Raw genomic sequence first — 19,298 nt, 5'->3', positions numbered from 1 at the left:
GGGCCCGCCCTCTACCATGTGCCGCATGGGTGACGTACTGGCCGGAAACCATGCCGTCTGGGAGTTCGACTCGGACTCGGTGCTCATCCGCTTCGCACGGGGGATACGCACGCCGAGACAGCCGAGACTCCTGCACGCCCTGGGCGCGCGCCGGATCCCCCTGGAAGCGGTGTCCGAGGTGACCGTGACCGCGGGCAAGCGGGACACGGTGGTGGTGCGTGCCGTTCCGCGGCCGGGCGCCGATCCGCTGGTGGAGGCCGCCGCCGGGCAGCTGAAGGAGGTCTGCGACCCCTACCGGCTGGTGCTGCCGGCCGGTCGGGCGCCGGACGCGGAGGTCTTCGCCGAGACGCTGCGCTCCCGGCTCGGCCCGCGGGCCGCCGAACCCTGCGAGCACTTCCTGGTCGACGTCCCGCCGCCGCCGCTCCAGCTGAAGGCGTACGACGCCCGCGTGGCCTTCGACGGCTCGGCCGTCACCTTCCACTGGTCGCGGACGGGCGCCACCAGCACCAAGTGGAAGGCGGGCGACCAGTGTTACCCGCTGGCCGACCTCGCCGGCGTGGAGTGGAGCTCCCCGGACGGCCCCGGCGGCCACCTGCGGCTGCTGCCGCGCGAGCCCCGGGGCACCGGGGCCGATCCCCGTCCCAGCCACGACCTCGCGACGGCCGTCTTCGCGCTCGGCTACGGCTCGGTGCACGAGTCGCTGCCGTTCGCCGCGGCCGTGCTCGCCGCCCTGCGCGGCCGCACGCCCGTCGCCGCCCTGCCCGCGTCCCGGCCCGCCGGCGACCGGCTGGAGCACCTGAGCGAGCTGCACTCCGCCGGCCTGCTGACGGACGCGGAGTACGTGACGCTGCGGGACCGGTTCACCGCGGGCAGGCCCTGAGGGGCGGGGGCGGGGCCGCACTCACCGGGCGGTCCCTCGCCGCCGCGTTCCCCGCCCGGATCCTCAGACCTCCGCCTCGCGGGACGCCGAGGTGAAGGTCATGTCCGGGTACCGGTCCCCCGCCACCCGGGACGCGATCGGCTCCAGCAGCGCCAGCTCGGCCGCCGTCAGGGTGATCCGCGTCGCCGCCGCGTTCTCCCGCAGCCGCGCCGCCCTGCGCGTGCCCGGGATCGGGACGACGGCCAGGCCGTGCACCCGCGCCCGCTGGTGCACCCAGGCCAGGGCGATCTGCGCCGGGCTCGCCCCGTGCGCCGCGGCGACCTCCCGCACCGGTGCCAGCAGCGCCGCGTTCGCCTTCGCGTTCTCGCCGGTGAACCGCGGCTGGTGACGGCGGAAGTCCCCGGAGGCGAGGTCCGCCCCGGCGTCGGTGAAGGCCCCCGCCAGGAAGCCCCGGCCCAGCGGGGAGTACGGCACGAAGGCCACGCCCAGCTCGGCCGCCGCGCCCACCGCGCTGCGCTCCACGTCCCGGCTGAACAGCGACCACTCCGACTGCAGCGCGGTGATGGGGTGCACGGCGTGCGCCTCGCGCAGTTCCGCGCCGGTGACCTCGCTGAGCCCGAGGTGGCGCACCTTGCCCTCGCGCACCAGCTCCGCCATGGTGCCCACCGACTCCGCGAGGGGCACGGCCGGGTCGCGGCGGTGCATGTAGTACAGGTCGATGACCTCTGTGCCGAGCCGGCGCAGGCTGCCCTCGACCGCCTGCCGGATGTGGGCGGGGTCGTTGCGCACGCCCCGGTAGTGCGGGTCCTCGTTGCGCTCCACGGCGAACTTCGTCGCCAGGGTGATCTCGTCGCGGTGCGCGGCCACGAAGGGGGCGAGGAACTCCTCGTTGCGCCCCAGCCCGTAGGTGTCGGCGGTGTCGAAGAGGGTGACCCCGGCGGCCAGCGCCGCGTCCAGGGTCCCCCGGGCCGCCGCCTCGTCGGTGTCCCCGTAGAACTCGCTGATGCCCATGCACCCCAGGCCCTGGACGCCGACCAGCGGGCCGCCCTTGCCGAGTTCGACCTGCTCGACGGGTGTGCCGTCGTATTCCCGGACGGTTGTCGTGGCTGTCATGTCCTGCCCTTCCCCGCGACCGTGTTCATCGCATAAAGATCGATCTTGTAGTCCAGCACGGCGAGCGCGTCCGTCAGCTCCGAGATCCGCGCCCGTACGTCGCGCCGCGTGGCCTCCAGCAGTTCGCGGCGGTCGTCGCGGGTGTGCTCGCCCTCGCGGACCAGTTCCGCGTAGCGGACCATGTCCGCCACCGACATCCCGGTGGCGCGCAGCTTGCCCACGAAGGCCAGCCAGTCGAGGTCCTGCTCGCTGAAGCGCCGCTGCCCCGAGTGGGAGCGGTCCACGTGCGGCATCAGGCCGATCCGCTCGTACCAGCGCAGCGTGTGCTGGGTCAGACCGGTCCGGGCCTCGACCTCGCTGATCGTGTACCGCGTCTGCGTCAGGCTCATGGGCCACACGCTAAAACCCTTGAGCGCACTCCAAGCAAGTAGGCTCAACGCCATGCAGAGCTTGCGGATCATCGAGAACTGGCCGGTGCCGACGGCCGCCGCGGCCGTCGTACGCGCCGACGGCGCCCTGGCCGGCTCCCACGGACCCGTCGACCACCGTTTCGCACTGGCCTCGGTCACCAAGCCGCTCGCCGCGTACGCGGCCCTCGTCGCGTACGAGGAGGGGGCGATCGAGCTGGACGAGCCGGCCGGGCCGGAGGGTTCCACGGTCCGCCACCTGCTGGCGCACACCAGCGGGCTGGCCTTCGACGAGCACCGGGTGAGCGCGCCGGCCGGGCAGCGCCGGCTGTACTCGAACGCCGGTTTCGAGGTGCTCGGCGACCACATCGCCAAGGCCACCGGCATTCCGTTCGCCCAGTACCTGCACCAGGCGGTGTGCGAGCCGCTGGGGATGACCTCGACCACCCTCGAGGGCTCGCCGGCCAAGGACGGCGTCTCGACCGTCGCCGACCTCGTACGGTTCGCCGCCGAGCTCCAGGCGCCCCGCCTGCTCGACGTGCGCACGGTCGCGGAGGCCACCTCCGTCGTGCACCCCGGCCTCAAGGGCGTCCTGCCGGGCTACGGGCACCAGTCGCCCAACGACTGGGGTCTGGGCCTGGAGATCCGCGACGGCAAGTCCCCGCACTGGACGGGAACCTCCTCCTCCCCGCGCACCTTCGGCCACTTCGGGCAGGCCGGCACCTTCCTGTGGGTGGACCCCGACGCCCGCGCCGCGTGCGTGGCGCTGACGGACCGGGCGTTCGGGCCGTGGGCGGTGGAGGCGTGGACGCCGTTCACCGACGCGGTCCTCGCCGAGCTCCGCGCCGGCTGACCGGCTGCCGGTCAGGCCGGCAGTTCCCAGATGAGCAGCTCTCCGGGGGAACCGGCGACGATCTCCAGTCCCTTCTCGCCCGTGATCCGGGCCGCGTCACCCGGACCGAGCTCCTCGCCGTCCAGGCGCAGATCCCCGCGCACGACGTGCAGGTAGACGTGCTCCGCCGCCGGTACGGTGACCCGCTCGCCCGCGCCCGGCCGGCGCACGTGGAGCACGGCTCCCGCCCCCGGGACCTCGTAGGGCGTGCCGTCGCCGATGCCCCTGACCACCTCGTACGCGGGTTCGCCGCCCGCGGCGAGCGGCGCGAGCCAGGTCTGCACGAAGCGCAGCCGGGCCGTGCCGTCGTTGCGTTCCACGTGCCGGGCGCCGGATCCGGCGCTGAGCCGCTGCACGTCGCCGGGCCGGACCACGCCCTCCTCGCCGGTGTCGTCGCGGTGGGTGAGCTCGCCCTCGACCACCCAGGTGACGATCTCGGTGTGGCTGTGCGGGTGCTCGTCGAATCCGGCGCCCGGGGCGAGGGTCTCCTCGTTGCAGGCCAGGACCGTGCCGAAGCGCAGGTTGTCCGGGTCGTAGTGGGGCCCGAAGGAGAAGGCGTGCCGGGTGGTGATCCCGGCCGCCGGATCCCCGCCCTCGTACCGGTCGGCGCCGCGGCGTACATCAATCATGGGGGCCACCGTAGCCGCCGGGCAGGGGCCGGGCGCGGGGACCGGACTCCGCGCGGCCGTGCCGATAAGGCAGTCTTGTCCCGTGCCCCAACCCGAACGTGAGCATTCCCCCGCCACACAGACCGCGCATCCCGCTCCCGCGCATCCGCACACCGCGACGCTGCGCCGACTGGAGAAGTCCTCCGGCCGGCTCGCCGCGAACGCGATCGCGCGCATGGACGAGACCCTGCCGTGGTACCGGGCGATGCCCCCGGAGAACCGGTCGTGGATCGGCCTGGTCGCCCAGGCCGGCATCGCCGCGTTCACGGAGTGGTTCCGGCACCCCGAGACCCCGCAGGCGATCTCCACGGACGTGTTCGGGACGGCTCCGCGCGAGCTGACCCGGGCGATCACCCTGCGCCAGACCGTCGAGATGGTCCGCACCACGATCGAGGTCATGGAGACCGCGATCGAGGAGGTGGCGGCCCCGGGCGACGAGCAGATCCTGCGCGAGGCGCTGCTCGTGTACGCGCGGGAGATCGCCTTCGCGACGGCCCAGGTGTACGCGCAGGCCGCCGAGGCCCGCGGGGCATGGGACGCGCGCCTGGAGTCGCTGGTCGTCAACGCGGTGCTGTCCGGCGAGGCCGACGAGGGCGCGCTCTCCCGGGCCGCGGCGCTGGGCTGGAACTCGCCCGAGCACGTGTGCGTGGTGCTCGGCACGGCGCCGGAGGGGGACAGCGAGCTGACGGTCGAGGCGATCCGGCGCGCGGCCCGCCACCACAAACTCCAGGTCCTGACGGGGGTGCTCGGTGACCGCCTGGTCGTCATCGCGGGCGGCAGCGACAACCCGATGCGGGTGGCGAAGTCGCTGATCGGGCCGTTCGCGGCGGGTCCGGTGGTGGCCGGCCCGGTGGTGTCCGACCTGCTGAACGCGACGAAGTCGGCGCAGGCCGCGGCGGCCGGCTTGAAGGCCTGTACGGCGTGGCAGGATGCTCCGCGCCCGGTTCTGGCGGACGATCTGCTGCCGGAGCGGGCGATCGCCTCGGATCCCGCTGCACGGGAGCAGTTGGTGGAGGAGATCTACAGACCGCTGGAAGAGGCGGGCTCGGCGCTGCTGGAGACGCTGAGTGTTTATCTGGAGCAGGCGAGCAGTCTTGAGGGCGCGGCCCGCATGCTGTTCGTGCACCCGAACACGGTGCGCTACCGGCTGCGACGTGTGACCGACGTCACCGGATGGTCTCCTTCGGATGTCCGCTCGGCGTTCACGCTGCGGATCGCCCTGATTCTGGGGCGTCTGGCCGACGGCGATCCCCAGTCCTAGACTTTTGTCGGACATCAACAATTACCCCGACGGTTCTTGGTCCCTGTCCCCACGGGCGGCAGGGACCATCCACAAGAGAGAGTGTGAGGGTGCTCGTACTCGTCGCTCCCGGCCAAGGCGCTCAGACGCCCGGCTTCCTGACTCCCTGGCTCGACCTGCCCGGCGCCGCTGACCGCGTCGCCGCCTGGTCGGACGCCATCGGGCTCGACCTCGCCCACTACGGCACCAAGGCCGACGCGGAGGAGATCCTCGACACCGCCGTGGCGCAGCCGCTGCTGGTGGCCGCGGGCCTGCTGTCCGCCGACGCGCTGGGGCCGTCCTCCGTGTTCGGCGCCGTCGCGGGCCACAGCGTCGGTGAGTTCACCGCCGCGGCGTACGCCGGTGTCGTCTCCGACGCCGACGCGCTGTCGCTCGTGCGCACCCGCGGCCTGGCGATGGCCGACGCCGCCGCCGTCACGCGGACCGGCATGGCCGCGGTCCTCGGCGGTGACCGCGACGTGGTGGTCGCGCACCTGGAGGCGATGGGCCTGACCCCGGCCAACATCAACGGCGCGGGCCAGATCGTGGCCGCCGGCACCGCGGAGCAGATCGCCGCTCTGGTCGCCGAGAAGCCCGAAGGTTCCACCAAGGTCGTCGCCCTCAAGGTCGCGGGCGCCTTCCACACGCACCACATGGCCCCGGCGGTCGCCACGCTGCAGAAGGCCGCCACGGCCCTCTCCCCGGCGGACCCGGCCCTGAAGTACGTCTCGAACAGGGACGGCCTCGTCGTCGCCACGGGCGCCGACGTCCTCGCCCGCCTGGTCGGCCAGGTCGCCAACCCGGTCCGCTGGGACCTGTGCATGGAGAGGTTCGCCGAGCTGGGCGTCACGGGGATCATCGAGCTCTGCCCCGGCGGCACCCTGACGGGTCTGGCCAAGCGCGCGCTGAAGGGCGTACCGAACGTGGCGCTGAAGACCCCGGACGATCTCGACAAGGCCGCGGCGCTCATCGCCGAGCAGACGGCCTGAGAGAAGGAGCCCACACAGCATGTCCAAGATCAAGCCGGCCAAGGGCTCCCCGTACGCCCGCATCCTCGGCGTGGGCGGCTACCGCCCCGTCCGTGTGGTGCCCAACGAGGTCATCCTCGAGACGATCGACTCGTCCGACGAGTGGATCCGCTCGCGTTCCGGCATCGCCACCCGGCACTGGGCCTCGCCCCAGGAGACCGTCGCCGCGATGTCGGTCGAGGCCTCCGGAAAGGCGCTGGCCGACGCCGGCGTCGCCCCGGAGCAGATCGGTGCCGTGATCGTCTCGACGGTCTCGCACTTCAAGCAGACCCCGGCCGTGGCGACGGAGATCGCGCACCGGATCGGCGCGGTCAAGCCCGCCGCCTTCGACATCTCCGCGGGCTGCGCCGGCTTCGGCTACGGCCTGACGCTGGCCAAGGGCATGGTGGTGGAGGGTTCCGCCGAGTACGTGCTCGTCATCGGCGTGGAACGGCTCTCGGACCTGACCGACCTGGAGGACCGCGCGACGGCCTTCCTGTTCGGTGACGGCGCCGGCGCCGTGGTCGTGGGCCCCTCCAAGGAACCGGCCATCGGACCCACGGTGTGGGGTTCGGAGGGCGACAAGTCCGAGACCATCAAGCAGACCGTGCCGTGGGACGAGTTCCGCAGCAAGGACAGCGCCGAGAAGTTCCCGGCCATCACGCAGGAGGGCCAGGCGGTCTTCCGCTGGGCCGTCTTCGAGATGGCCAAGGTGGCCCAGCAGGCGCTCGACGCCGCCGGGATCACCGCCGACGACCTGGACGTCTTCATTCCGCACCAGGCAAACATGCGGATCATCGACTCGATGGTGAAGACTCTGAAGCTGCCGGAGCACGTCACGGTCGCCCGTGACGTGGAGACCACCGGCAACACCTCGGCCGCCTCGATCCCGCTCGCTATGGAGCGGCTCCTGGCGACCGGAGCGGCGAAGAGCGGCGACACCGCGCTCGTCATCGGCTTCGGGGCGGGACTCGTCTACGCCGCGACGGTCGTTACCCTCCCCTAGGGTCCGGATCCAGCATCCGGACCGAATACCCAGTTACCCAGAGAAGGAGCGCCACATGGCCGCCACCCAGGAAGAGATCGTCGCCGGTCTCGCCGAGATCGTCAACGAGATCGCCGGCATCCCCGTCGAGGACGTCCAGACGGACAAGTCGTTCACCGACGACCTCGACGTCGACTCCCTCTCCATGGTCGAGGTCGTCGTCGCCGCCGAAGAGCGCTTCGACGTCAAGATCCCGGACGAGGACGTCAAGAACCTCAAGACGGTCGGCGACGCCGCGGACTACATCCTGAACCACCAGGCCTGAGCCTGACGAGCGTTTGTCGCCACCCCGCGGTGGCGCCGTGACAATTCAGCACCCCCTGAGACGTGGAGAAAGAATTCCTGTGAGCCCGACCAATCGCACCGTGGTCGTCACCGGTATCGGCGCAACCACTCCGCTGGGTGGCGACAGCGCTTCGACCTGGGAAGGTCTGCTCGCCGGCCGTTCCGGCGTCAAGCCCCTGGAGGGCGAGCGCTTCGCCGAACTCCCGGTCCGCATCGCCGCAGCCGCCGCCGTGGACCCGAGCGAGGTCCTGCCCCGGCCACTGGCCCGCAAGCTCGACCGCTCGGCGCAGTTCGCCGTCATCGCCGCCCGCGAGGCGTGGGCCGACGCCGGCTACGCCGACCCGGCCGGCGCGGAGACGACGACGGGCGCGTCCATCGCCCCCGAGCGCCTGGGCACCGTGATCGCCTCCGGCATCGGCGGCGTGACGACCCTGCTCGACCAGTACGACGTGCTGAAGGAGAAGGGTGTGCGCCGGGTCTCCCCGCACACCGTCCCGATGCTCATGCCGAACGGCCCGTCCGCCAACGTCGGCCTGGAGGTCAACGCCCAGGCGGGCGTGCACACTCCGGTCAGCGCCTGCGCGTCCGGCGCCGAGGCCATCGGCTACGCCGTCGAGATGATCCGCACCGGCCGCGCCGACGTGGTCGTCGCCGGCGGCACCGAGGCGGCGATCCACCCGCTGCCGATCGCCGCGTTCGCCAACATGATGGCGATGTCCAAGAACAACGAGAACCCCGAGCGGGCCTCGCGCCCCTACGACAAGGGCCGGGACGGCTTCGTCCTGGGCGAGGGCGCCGGCGTCGTCGTCCTGGAGTCCGCCGAGCACGCCGCCGCGCGCGGCGCCCGGGTCTACTGCGAGGTGCTGGGCCAGGGCCTGTCCGCGGACAGCCACCACATCGCGCAGCCGGAGCCGACCGGCCGCGGTGTCGCGGCCGCGGTGCAGAACCTGCTCGACAACACCGGCCTGGACCCGGCCGAGCTGGTGCACCTGAACGCGCACGCCACGTCCACCCCGCAGGGTGACACGGCCGAGCTGAAGGCCCTGCGCAAGGTGCTGGGCGATGACCTCGACCACATCGCGATCTCCGCGACCAAGTCGATGACCGGCCACCTGCTGGGCGGTGCGGGCGGCATCGAGACCGTCGCGACCGTGCTGGCGCTGTACAACCGGCAGGCCCCGCCGACGATCAACGTCGACGAGCTGGACGACGACATCGACGCGGACATCGTGCGCGACGAGCCGCGCAAGCTGCCGGCCGACGGCCCCATCTCCGCGATCAACAACTCCTTCGGCTTCGGCGGCCACAACGTGAGCCTCGCGTTCCGGTCCGTCTGACCGTCCGTCTGCCCCCGTACGCGAGAAGGGGCCCGGACCGGCAGTTGCCGGTCCGGGCCCCTTCTCGCGGGCTTCAGACGACCTGGTGGAGCCAGCGCACCGGCGCGCCCTCGCCCGCGTGGCGGAAGGGCTCCAGCTCGTCGTCCCAGGGTTTGCCGAGAAGCTTGGCGATCTCCGCCTCCAGGTCCGTCTCGCCCCGGCCGGAGCGGGCGAGGGCGGCGCGCAGCCGGTCCTCGGGAATCAGGATGTCGCCGTGCAGGCCGGTGACGGCGTGGAAGATGCCGAGCTCCGGGGTGGAGCTGTAGCGCTCGCCCTCGGCGGTCGGACAGGGTTCCGCGGTCACCTCGAAGCGCAGCAGGTGCCAGCCGCGCAGTGCGGAGGCGAGCTTCGAGGCGGTGCCCGCCTCGGCCTGCCAGGAGAACTCGGCTCTCCAGGTGCCGGGGGAGGCGGGCTGCCTGATCCAGTCGAGGTTCACCCGCACCCCGAGCACGCCCGCAACAGCCCATTCCACGTGCGGGCAGAGCGCGCGCGGTGCGGAATGCACGTACAGAACTCCACGTGTCGTCACCGGGACCTCCAGTGTGGGACGAGGTCGGGAATAAACTCCAGAAAACGGACAGTATGTGACGTGATGTAATGTAACGGAAATTTTCTGACATTGCGCCACGGGACCTGCGGCCGAAACGCCACGGGAAAAAGCTACCGTGCGTCAGGGGTCTCGGTGTGACGTACGGTCTCTCAGAGGCCGGTGAACACAGAGCTTTCACTCAGCAGGACCCCCCGGACGGCACGGGGGTGTCGAGGAGGAGACCAACCGATGCGCACCACCGCTCCGCGCCTCCGCGCGAGCCGGACCCTCGCGGGCGCGGGAGCGGCGGCGGTCGTGCTGGCCGGGGCCCTGACGGGGTGCGGGCCGGGCGGTTCGGACGAGGCCGGGCGGGGGGCGCACGCCGCGCCGCGCTGGAACACGGCGCCCACCTCGATCGCGGCCGTCGGCGACTCCATCACCCGCGGGTTCGACGCCTGTTCGGTCCTCGCCGACTGCCCGGAGGTCTCCTGGGCCACGGGGAACGACCCGGCGGTCCGCTCCCTGGCCGCGCGGCTGATCGGGGAGGCCGAGGCACCCGCCCGCAGCTGGAACCTCGCGGTGACCGGGTCGCGGATGGCGGACCTGGCGGGGCAGCTGTCGCAGGCGGCGTCCTACGGGCCCGACCTGGTCACGGTCATGGTGGGCTCGAACGACGCCTGCCGGCCGACGGCTTCGTCGATGACGCCGGTGGCGGATTTCCGGGCCGGTTTCGAGGCCGCCCTCGCGCAACTGCGGGCCGCGTCCCCCAAGACCCAGGTCTACGTCTCCAGCGTGCCGGACCTGCAGCGGCTGTGGGAGCAGGGCAAGGACGACCCGATGGTGCGCAGGGTGTGGAGCCTCGGCATCTGCCAGTCGATGCTCGCCGACCCGCTGTCGGCGGGGCCGGGGGCCACGACCCGGCGGGAGCAGGTCCGGGCGCGCGTGGTGGAGTACAACGAGGTGCTCCGCGAGGTGTGCGCGAAGGACGAGCTGTGCCGCTATGACGGCGGCGCGGTCTTCCAGTACCCCTTCTCGACGGATCAGCTGAGCCGCTGGGACTGGTTCCATCCGGGCCGGGAGGGGCAGGCACGGCTCGCGGAACTGGCGCACCGACAGGTGACGGCGGCGCAGCCGCCACGTTGACGCGGTGGTCCGGAGGCGGGAGTCAGGGCCCGCCTCCGGACCGGCTTCGAGGGACAAGGCAGGGGTTATTTCCGGCCATGTCGCTCTTACGGCGTGTCGTAACGCTGTGTCACGATATGTCGAGTGCGGCGGTGAGGCGCGTGTCGCCGTGGGCGTGGCTGGCGCGGACCTCGTAGTCCCCGGTGACGCGCTGCCAGCGCTGGGCGTCCTCGTCCCAGACCTCGAAGGCCCGGGCGGGCAGGGCGACCACCGCCTCGACGCTCTCGCCCGGGCCCGCCTCGACGCCCGCGAAGGCGGCGAGCCAGCTGGCCGGCCGCTCCACGTCCGCACCCCGCGGGCCGCCGGACGCTGCGGCCGTGGGCGCGAGGTAGAGCTGGACGACCTCGCGGCCGGGCCGGGCGCCGGTGTTCCTGAGGCGGACGCGGGCCGTGGTGGGGGTGACCTCCAGGGACTCGTACGCCCAGTCGGTGTAGCCCAGCCCGTGCCCGAAGGGGAAGGCCGGCTCGATGCCCTGCCGTTCGTACGCCCGGTAGCCGATGAAGAGCCCCTCCCGGTACTCCAGGCGTCCGTCGGCGGGCACGACCTCGGTGACCGGCGCGTCGGCGAGCCGGGCGGGCCAGGTGGTGGGCAGCCGCCCGCCCGGTTCCGCGTCCCCGAGCAGTACGTCGGCCAGCGCGGCGCCGCCCTCCTGCCCGGGGAACCAGGTCAGCAGCACGGCGGCGACGTCCTCGCGCCAGGGGAGCTCGACCGGCGAGCCCGCGTTCACGACCACCACGGTGTTCGGGTTCACCGCGGCGACGGCACGCACCAGGTCGTCCTGACGGCCCGGCAGGGTGAGGTCCGTGCGGTCGAAGCCCTCGGACTCCACCCGGTCGGTGGTGGCGACGACCACGACGGCGGTGTCGGCGGCGCGGGCGGCCGCCACGGCCTCGGCGATCAGCTCGTCGGGGTCGGCCCGGGGACCGAGGTGCAGCAGCGAGAACATGATCGCCTTGAGCGGCAGCGCGGTCATGTCGGGGACGTGGAACGTCAGCGAGACCTCGACGGTCTCGCCGGCGGTCAGGTGCGCCGTGGCCCGTTCGCTGGGTGCGCCGAAGAACGCCTCGAAGGGGTCCGCCTCGTCGCCCGCCTCCTGGACGCCCTCCCAGAGCGTCCGCCCCCCGACGGCGAGGGTGAAGGCACCCAGACCCCTGGTGCCGAAGGCGTGCTCGCCGCTCTCGCGCGGCGTGAAGGTGCCGGTGACCTCGACGGCCGCCAGGGTCTCGTACGTGACGCCCGCGGGCAGGTCGCCGCCGATCCACTGGACCTGGCCGGTCGGCAGGCTGCCCTCGCCGAGGACGGCGCCGGAGGCGTCGCGGCAGACGGCGCGCAGCGAGAAGCCCTTGCCGGCGGGGGCCGGTTCGTCGGAGGGGTCGGCGCCGACGCGGTAGGTCAGCGCCCCCTCGGGGAGCGCGGCGGTGAGGCCGTCGAGCGGGGAGACGACCCGCTCGGGGAAGACGGTCGCGGAGCCGCCGCCGAGGACGCGGGCATCGCGGGCGGCGGCGCCGAGGAGGGCGACGGTGCGCCCGGCGGAGGCGTCGAGGGGCAGGGCGGGGCGGCCGCCCGGAGCGGTTTCGTTGCGCAGGAGGACGAAGCCGCGGGCGGCGAGCTCGCGGGCCAGCGCCTGGCCGTCGACCGGGGCGGGGAGCTCGGTGACGGCCGCGGGGGCGCCCTGCAGAGCGCCGACGCGGGCGGCGAGGCGCAGCGCGTTGCGCACGGCCCGGTCCACCGCGGACTCGGGGACCTCGCCGGCGCGTACGGCCTCGGCGAGGGCGGGTCCGTAGACGGTCTGCGGTCCGGGCATGGCCACGTCCAGGCCGCCCCCGATGCCCCCGGTGGTGGAGCGGGCGGCCATCCAGTCCGAGACGTTGCAGCCGTCGAAGCCCCATTCGCCGCGCAGGACCTCCTCGACCAGGTGGCGGTGCTCGGTCATCGTCATGCCGTTGACCTGGTTGTAGGCGGTCATCACGCCCCAGGGGCGGGCGCCGGCGACGATGGCCTCGAAGGGGGCCAGGTAGAGCTCGCGCAGGGGGCGCGGGGCGATGACGCTGTCGACGGTGAACCGGTCGGTCTCGGCCTCGTTGCCGGCGAAGTGCTTGACGGTGGTCGCGACCCCGCCGTCCTGGACGCCGCTCACGTACCCGGCTCCCACGGCGCCGGTCAGGTACGGGTCCTCGGAGTAGCACTCGAAGTGGCGGCCGCCGAGCGGGGAGCGGTGCAGGTTGACGGTGGGGGCGAGGAGGACGTGGACGCCCTTGCGGCGGGCCTCCTGCGCCAGGAGCCGGCCGGCCCGGCGGGCGAGGGCCGGGTCCCAGGCGGCGGCGAGGGCGGTCGGGGAGGGCAGGGCGACCGAGGGGTCGTCGGCGGTCCAGCGCACGCCGCGCACCCCGATGGGGCCGTCGGACATGACCAGGGACGCCAGCCCGATCTCGGGGACGGCGGGCAGGGACCACATGTCGTGGCCGGCCAGCAGGCGGGTCTTGGTGTCGAGGTCCAGCTTGCCGAGCGCCTCTTCTACGACGCTGCTGCGGACCTGATCGGCATCGGTCACGGCCGTGCCTCCTCATGGGGTGCGGGGCGGGTGCGGGGCGGGGCTGGTGCGGGTGCGGGCGAGCGGAATGCAGGCGCGGTGCGCGCGGTGCCCCCATGGTGGACCCGCTACCTGTAGAGCGGTAGGTCTCGTAATGTTTTCGTGATATTTAGATGTCGTACGGTGCTGTCGACGGGCGCGGACGGAAATGGGGTGCCGGGGCGATGGCCAGGGCGAGGAGCGAGGAGCGGCGCGAGGACATCGTGCGCGCGGCGGTGGAGGTCATCGCGGAGCGCGGCTACCGGGGTGCGTCGCTCGGTGCGGTCGCCGAGCGCGTCGGCCTGACCCAGCAGGGCCTGCTGCACTACTTCCCCACCAAGGAGGCCCTGCTGGTCGCGGTACTGCGGGAACGCGACCGCTGGGACACCGGCGGCGGTTCACGCGCCTCGGCGGACACCTGGCGCCTGGACCTGCTGGCCTCCTTGGTGGAGTACAACGCCATGCGCCCGGGCATCGTGCAGACCTTCTCCGCGCTGCTGGGCGAGAGCGTCACCGACGGGCACCCCGCGCGGGAGTTCTTCGCCGAGCGCTACGCGCAGGTCCGCGGTGAGATGGCGGCGGTCCTGCGCGCCGAGTTCGGCGAGCGCCTGCCCTCGGGCCTGACCCCCGAGGAGGCGGCCCCGCTGCTGACCGCGGTGATGGACGGCCTCCAGTACCAGTGGCTCCTCGCCCCCGAGTCCGTGGACATGCCGGCGGCGTTCCGCTCCTTCCTGGCGCTACTGCGGGGGCCGGCGGCGGGCTGATCCGGCCCGATCGACAAGACGCGCCCTAGGCTGAGCCGGGTGAAGATCGCCGCAGCGCAGCTGACCTGCATACCCGCCGACATCGCCGCCAACGCCGCACAGGCCGCCGCCCTCGCGGTCCGGGCCCGCGACCAGGGCGCCGGACTCGTGGTGTTCCCCGAGCTCACCCTCACCGGCTACGAGCCGGCCGCGCTGAGCGCCGACCCCGGGCTGTGGACGGCCGCCGGCGATCCCCGGCTGGACCCGTTGCGCTCCGCCGGCATCGCCACCGCCGTCAACGTCGCCGTGCCGGCCGGCGACGGGCGGCCCGCCCTCGCGACGCTGGTCCACGACGCGGACGGCGCGCACGTGACCACCTACCTCAAGCAGCACCTCTACCGGCACGAGCAGGACGTCTTCATCCCCGGCGACCGCGACGGGCGGTTCGAACTCGGCGGGATCCGCTTCTCGCTGGGCATCTGCTTCGACAACCACTTCCCCGAGCTGTCCGCCCGGGGCGCCGCCGACGGCTGCCGGGTGCACCTCGCCTCGTCCCTGTACGGGACGGGCGCGGGCGTGCGGGAGCGCGCGAGCGTCCACCCGGAGATCGCCCGCCGCCACGGTCTGTACGTCGTCCTGGCCAACCACGTCGGCCCGGCGGGCCCGTGGACCGGCTGCGGCGGCGCGGCCGTGTGGGCCCCGGGCGGGGCCCTGCTGGCCGAGGCGGACGACCGGACGCCGTCGGTGGTGACCGCCGAGATCCCCGGCGCCGTCTGACGGGAGCGGGTCGGTCGTCGGGCGTCAGGCGGGCGCCCGTCAAGCGGCGGACGTCAAGCGGGCGTCAGGCAGACGTCGAGCGGGCGCCCGCCGAACGGCGGGCGCCGGGGCTCGCGTCCCTCAGGCCGGCTCCGGCACCCGCGCGTGGCGGTCGGGCCGCGGGGTGTCGAGGTCCCGGGGATGCGGCAGGGCGGGCGCGCGGTCCGACATCAGGGCGACCACCACGACGGCGAGCGCCGCGGCGGTGTACACGCCGGTCCACAGGACCCAGCCGCCGGGCGGCGCCCAGTGGGCGTGGGTCGCCACCCAGGAGCCCTTGGTGCCGACGGCGAAGCGGCGCAGCGTCCAGTAGAACGACGCCGCGTTGGCCACCGCGAGGCCGACGACGGCGAAGCCGACCAGGCGCCGCCACGGGAAGCCCGGCCCGGGAGCGCGCGTGGCACAGACCAGCACCGCCATCAGGGGCAGGCCGACGGCGAACGGCAGCAGGTAGCGGCCCTGCCACACCATGCCGATCCGCTCCGCTTCCGAGGCCTGGGCCGCCACCGGGACCAGCACAATGGCGGCCAGCATGCCGAGGAGCGCCACCACGTCCCGCTTGCGGCCGAAGACCAGCGCCAGCACGGCGAGCGTGGCGAGCACCGCCATCCACACCATGTACACCAGGGCCGGGGCCGGGGTGTCGAGCCAGCCGAAGAAGCCGATCATCTGCTTCACGTACCAGTCGGTGTTGCCCATGGTGCGCTTCGCCGCCACCCCCGCGGTGAGCGTGTCGGGGATGCTTATCCGCGAGTTGTCGGGGTGCTTCGCCGCCCAGTACAGCGCCCCGGCCGTGGCCAGGCCCAGCAGGGCCGTCCACATCCACAGGGCCTTGCGGCGCAGCACCGGTCCGAGCACTCCGCGCCGCTGGGTCAGCAGCACGCAGAAGACCACGGCCCCGGCGAACCAGATCAGGCCGAGCGGCCGGATGTTGATCAGCACCAGTCCGCCGACGCCCAGCCGGGCGAGCCGGCGGTTCAGCAGCCGCGGATCGGGGGACAGCACGATCGCCAGCAGGGCCGTCCACACCAGGATCCCGGCGGCGATCTCACCGCCGCTGGGGTTGACCATGCCGGCCATGTACAGGGTCATGGGCGTGGCCGCGGCGAGCACGCCGAGCACCGCCAGCGAGCGCCGCCGCCACTCGGCGGCCGTGACCACCGCGCTGGCCAGCAGGGCCGCGCAGAGGAGCGCCGACACGAAGCGCATCAGGTACAGCCCCTTGGGGCCGTCGACGAGCAGGCTCGGCCAGCCGGTCGCCAGGTAGTAGGCCGGGTGGTAGCGGCCGGCCGCCGTGGTGGTCTGCACGGTCTTCTCGGAAGTGCCGAGCGGGGGCGCGCACGACGCGGGCCGCGACTGCTTCCAGGCGTAGCACTCGTGGACGGCCGGCAGGTTGCCGTACCACTCGGGGAGCCGCACGCCCGCTTCCGCGAACTGCCCCTCGATGCCCGCCACGGTGTGCGGGACCATCACCTGGGGCCCGCTGATCTGCCCGCGGGCGACGGCGGCGGCGCGGATGAAGTGGGCGTGCTCGTCGGGGGAGCTGCCGATGGGGCTGGCGGCGGACCAGGAACCCGCGAGCGCGCAGAACAGCGCGAAGGAGACCAGCCAGAGCCGTTTGGGCGTCCTGGCCGACCAGTCGGCCAGCCGCGTCAGTGCGGGGATCATCGGTTCCCTCGAGTCATCGGATGAAGCTCAGCCAGGTCTGGTCGCCGTCCTTGGAGCAGGTGCCGCCGGGTGCGTACTTCGGGCAGCTCCCGTCCTGCTCCGTGATGGTGTGCGAGACCCAGGGCAGGATGCGGTAGGTGTTCTCCTTGGCGGGCATGTAGCGGTCCGCCATCGAGGAGGAGACCGTGCCCAGGAGCAGCAGCAGGGCGCACAGCGCTCCGATCACGGCCCCTTCGCGGCTCGGGGAGCCGGGGCCCACCGCACTCCCCGCCGCGGACCCGGCGGCCTCGCCGTCGGCCGCGGCCCCGGCCCTGCGCGCGACCAGCCGCTGCGAGACCAGGTGGGCGACGAGCGCGCACAGCAGCAGCCCGCAGTAGAGCAGCTGGTTGTTGGTGCGGGTGTAGAGCTGCACGGTCTGCGTCTCGTACATGTGCGAGGCGATGTACATGCGCATCACCCACGCGCTGATGAACATGGCCGCGACGGTGACCACCATCGGCCTGCGGATGCCCAGCCAGATCGCGGCGCCCAGGCAGACAAAGGTGACGAGCGCGAACAGTCCGACTCCGCCGTACTCGCCGGGCGGCGGCCAGTCCCCCACCTTGCCCGGCATGTCGGTGCGCCACATGAGGTAGTAGGCGGGGTCGGTGAAGTTGTCGAACCGGAAGTTGTAGTCCTTGGTGGTCTGGCCCTCGGTCAGCATGACCGCCAGGTACCGTCCGGCGACCGCGAGGAAGGCCGCGAGGGTGGCGGCGAGGAAGCCCGCGCCCTTGAGCCGGCCGGAACGGCCGGTCCGCCAGGGGAAGTAGAGCAGCGCGGCGAAGAACACCCCGGCCGCGCTCCACAGGAACCAGCCCGAGTAGGTGAGGAACAGCAGGCCGAGCAGCGCGCCGAACCCGGCGCCCTTGACCAGGAGCGGCCGCCAGTGCTGCGCGGCGCTGCGGCTCAGCGACACCACCAGCGCCACCAGGACCGGCACCAGCACGACGAGGACGGTCTGGCTGTAGGGCTTGTAGGCGTCGATCAGCGCGAAGGCCGGGGCCACGCCGAAGGCGAGGGCCCGGACGGGGCTGAGCAGCATGCGCCAGCACAGGTAGACCAGCGGCCCGAAGGCGGCGGCCCCGAGGATCTGGAGGTCCTTGAAGGCGTACGCGGTGTTCCCGCCGCGGAACCACTCGGCGTAGTGGCCGAGGGTGTACAGGGGGGCCGGCGGGTAGACCGGGGAGCCCGAGGGGCGGCCGTTCGCCACCGCGTGGGCCCACTCCACGATGCGGCCGCTGTCGCCGTTGAGGCCGAACATCGGCCAGGGCGTGCCGTGCAGGGCGACGACCGCGCCGGCGGCGACGAAGCCGCTGGCCAGGCCGGCGATGGCGGCGGCCGCGATCCGGGCGGCGAGGTCGAAGTGCCGGCCTGCGCGCAGCCGCAGCGCCAGTCCGACCGCGGCGATGAACAGCAGTCCGACGAGCGCGAACCGCAGCTGGATCGCGGCGAGCCCGCTGACCTGGGCGATCCGGTCCAGGGGGTCGAGCCGGAAGCCGCGGGCGAGCAGCGGGAGCACCAGGGCGGCGGCGAAGGCGACGACGGCTTCGAGGAGCAGGAGGGTGCCGCGGGAGCCCGGCCTGCGCCGGGCGGCCGGTATCGGGCGGGCGGACGCGGCCGGTCCGCCCGGGGGCAGCACGGTCACCGTGCCCTCGGTACTGACTGTCACTGCTGGGTCCCTACTGCTGGTCGGTCCTCGGCCCGACGGCCGGTCCTTGCTCGGCAAGCCGCTGCCCGGCTCCGGCACCCGCGCCGAAGCTTCGGGCCCGGGCGGACTCAAGGGCAGTGGGAGACGGCCTCGGCAGTTGCTGCCCTGCATACTACGGGCCGCCGGTGGGTAGGGCAGGGCCCGGCACCGAGGACACCGCGGGGGCACCCGCCGTGTCCGAGCGCGCCCGGTGCGGCCGGGAAGCCTAGGAGTACGCGGGCGGCGGCGGACCGAAACCGCCCTGAGGGGTGCCCTCGCCGGCCGCGACGGTCCCGTCGCTCGTCCCGGTCCCGGCGGCGCCGTCGGCTCCCATCAGGTCCCGGGCCATCAGCGTGGCACCGGCCACCGCTCCCGGCATCAGGAACACCGCGACCAGCGGCACGACGAACGCCAGCACCAGCGGCACGCCGAAGCCCAGGACCAGCATCCGGCGCGACCGCAGCAGCGCCAGCCTCTCGGCCAGGTCCACCTTGCGCCGCTGGAGGGCGACGGCGGTGAGCTCCTGGGTCAGGAAGAAGCCGGAGACGCAGAACCCGAGGACGGGGACCGCGGTCTGCCCGACCAGCGGGATGAAACCGAGGGCGAACAGCACGATCCCGTACAGCAGCACCCGGCCGAGGACCCTGACGCTGTCGCGGGCCGAGATCCACAGTTCCCGCCACAGCGGCAGCCCCGACTCGGGGACGGAGCCGCCCTCGCTCCGGTCGACCTGCTCCGAGAGGGACTCGTAGAAGGGCTGGCCGATCAGCAGGGTCACGGCCGTGAAGGTGATGACGGAGAGGAAGAGGCCGAGGCAGAAGACCAGCCCGGTCAGGAAGCCCCGCAGCAGCCCGCCCCACGGCGCGCTCCAGCCGTCGGCGAAGGGCGTGGCCCAGGAGGCGAAGTCGTCGGCGCCGTAGCCGAGCCCGATGAGAGCGCCGGCGTAGAGGACGAGCGAGACCAGCCCGGGCAGCAGCCCGAAGCCCAGCCAGCGGCCGTGCCGCAGCACCCATCGCTGGCCCGCCAGCAGATACCGGAATCCCCCCGCAAGATCACGCATGGCGCCAGTCTACGACGAAGGCCGCACCCCGGTCCGGGGTGCGGCCTTCGCCC

At 73.3% G+C, this 19,298-nt stretch carries 18 protein-coding genes; 10 read left to right on the top strand and 8 right to left on the bottom strand.

The genetic code is table 11. The annotated features are described in order from the left end of the window. Positions 1–25: 25 nt before the first annotated feature. Positions 26–880, top strand: coding sequence for a DUF4429 domain-containing protein (locus AC07FY_RS01630; protein ID WP_478999056.1), 855 nt, complete (start codon positions 26–28; stop codon positions 878–880). A gap of 63 nt (positions 881–943) precedes the next feature. Here AC07FY_RS01630 and AC07FY_RS01625 read toward each other — a convergent pair whose 3' ends face one another. Next, positions 944–1,993 (bottom strand): aldo/keto reductase, encoded by a 1,050-nt coding sequence (locus AC07FY_RS01625; RefSeq protein WP_478999054.1) that lies wholly within the window; start codon positions 1,991–1,993, stop codon positions 944–946. Continuing rightward, entirely contained in the window at positions 1,990–2,382 is a 393-nt protein-coding gene (locus AC07FY_RS01620) for a MerR family transcriptional regulator (RefSeq protein ID WP_478999053.1), read from the bottom strand. The genes AC07FY_RS01625 and AC07FY_RS01620 overlap by 4 nt, the downstream gene beginning before the upstream one ends. A 52-nt stretch (positions 2,383–2,434) precedes the next feature. On the opposite strand from AC07FY_RS01620, the gene AC07FY_RS01615 reads away from it, so the two are divergent. After that, a complete protein-coding gene (locus AC07FY_RS01615; protein ID WP_478999051.1) occupies positions 2,435–3,253 on the top strand; it encodes a serine hydrolase domain-containing protein in 819 nt (272 codons plus the stop codon). Between the two features lie 11 nt (positions 3,254–3,264). Here the strand turns inward: AC07FY_RS01615 and AC07FY_RS01610 are convergent, their stop codons facing one another. Continuing rightward, the gene (locus AC07FY_RS01610) at positions 3,265–3,921 is read right to left on the bottom strand and encodes a pirin family protein (RefSeq protein WP_478999049.1); all 657 of its coding nucleotides are present in this window, start codon (positions 3,919–3,921) and stop codon (positions 3,265–3,267) included. Positions 3,922–4,003: 82 nt separating this feature from the next. On the opposite strand from AC07FY_RS01610, the gene AC07FY_RS01605 reads away from it, so the two are divergent. The 5 genes from AC07FY_RS01605 to AC07FY_RS01585 all read left to right on the top strand — a co-directional run bounded on the left by AC07FY_RS01605 (position 4,004) and on the right by AC07FY_RS01585 (position 8,913). Continuing rightward, complete coding sequence (locus tag AC07FY_RS01605) at positions 4,004–5,221, top strand: PucR family transcriptional regulator (RefSeq protein ID WP_478999047.1); 1,218 nt, start codon at positions 4,004–4,006, stop codon at positions 5,219–5,221. An 89-nt stretch (positions 5,222–5,310) separates the two neighbouring features. Continuing rightward, entirely contained in the window at positions 5,311–6,228 is a 918-nt protein-coding gene (locus tag AC07FY_RS01600; RefSeq protein WP_478999045.1) for an ACP S-malonyltransferase, read from the top strand. A 19-nt stretch (positions 6,229–6,247) separates the two neighbouring features. Next, on the top strand, positions 6,248–7,252 hold the full coding sequence (locus tag AC07FY_RS01595; protein WP_478999043.1) for a beta-ketoacyl-ACP synthase 3: 1,005 nt from the start codon (positions 6,248–6,250) through the stop codon (positions 7,250–7,252). Positions 7,253–7,307: 55 nt separating this feature from the next. Continuing rightward, positions 7,308–7,556, top strand: coding sequence for an acyl carrier protein (locus AC07FY_RS01590; protein ID WP_361760513.1), 249 nt, complete (start codon positions 7,308–7,310; stop codon positions 7,554–7,556). A 79-nt stretch (positions 7,557–7,635) separates the two neighbouring features. Further along, complete coding sequence (locus AC07FY_RS01585; protein WP_478999041.1) at positions 7,636–8,913, top strand: beta-ketoacyl-[acyl-carrier-protein] synthase family protein; 1,278 nt, start codon at positions 7,636–7,638, stop codon at positions 8,911–8,913. 73 nt (positions 8,914–8,986) lie between these two features. On the opposite strand, the gene AC07FY_RS01580 is transcribed toward AC07FY_RS01585, so the two are convergent. Continuing rightward, on the bottom strand, positions 8,987–9,481 hold the full coding sequence (locus AC07FY_RS01580; RefSeq protein ID WP_478999039.1) for a DUF3145 domain-containing protein: 495 nt from the start codon (positions 9,479–9,481) through the stop codon (positions 8,987–8,989). 249 nt (positions 9,482–9,730) lie between these two features. Here AC07FY_RS01580 and AC07FY_RS01575 point away from each other — a divergent pair, with 249 nt between their 5' ends. Further along, positions 9,731–10,624: an SGNH/GDSL hydrolase family protein gene (locus AC07FY_RS01575; protein ID WP_478999037.1), complete on the top strand. Its 894-nt coding sequence runs from the start codon at positions 9,731–9,733 to the stop codon at positions 10,622–10,624. 109 nt (positions 10,625–10,733) lie between these two features. Here AC07FY_RS01575 and AC07FY_RS01570 read toward each other — a convergent pair whose 3' ends face one another. Then, complete coding sequence (locus AC07FY_RS01570) at positions 10,734–13,214, bottom strand: glycoside hydrolase family 3 protein (protein WP_478999035.1); 2,481 nt, start codon at positions 13,212–13,214, stop codon at positions 10,734–10,736. A 203-nt stretch (positions 13,215–13,417) separates the two neighbouring features. On the opposite strand from AC07FY_RS01570, the gene AC07FY_RS01565 reads away from it, so the two are divergent. Then, positions 13,418–13,996, top strand: coding sequence for a TetR/AcrR family transcriptional regulator (locus AC07FY_RS01565; protein ID WP_478999033.1), 579 nt, complete (start codon positions 13,418–13,420; stop codon positions 13,994–13,996). 39 nt (positions 13,997–14,035) lie between these two features. Further along, a complete protein-coding gene (locus tag AC07FY_RS01560) occupies positions 14,036–14,752 on the top strand; it encodes a carbon-nitrogen hydrolase family protein (RefSeq protein ID WP_478999031.1) in 717 nt (238 codons plus the stop codon). Between the two features lie 120 nt (positions 14,753–14,872). On the opposite strand, the gene AC07FY_RS01555 is transcribed toward AC07FY_RS01560, so the two are convergent. From AC07FY_RS01555 to AC07FY_RS01545, 3 genes are all read right to left on the bottom strand, one after another. Then, on the bottom strand, positions 14,873–16,459 hold the full coding sequence (locus AC07FY_RS01555) for a DUF2142 domain-containing protein (RefSeq protein ID WP_478999029.1): 1,587 nt from the start codon (positions 16,457–16,459) through the stop codon (positions 14,873–14,875). A gap of 13 nt (positions 16,460–16,472) precedes the next feature. Next, positions 16,473–18,167 (bottom strand): hypothetical protein, encoded by a 1,695-nt coding sequence (locus tag AC07FY_RS01550; RefSeq protein ID WP_478999027.1) that lies wholly within the window; start codon positions 18,165–18,167, stop codon positions 16,473–16,475. 244 nt (positions 18,168–18,411) lie between these two features. Then, a complete protein-coding gene (locus AC07FY_RS01545) occupies positions 18,412–19,245 on the bottom strand; it encodes an EI24 domain-containing protein (RefSeq protein WP_478999025.1) in 834 nt (277 codons plus the stop codon). Positions 19,246–19,298 lie beyond the last annotated feature (53 nt).

Source organism: Streptomyces sp. NPDC045967, assembly GCF_056430495.1.
This window is presented reverse-complemented; position numbering and strand designations above follow the sequence as displayed.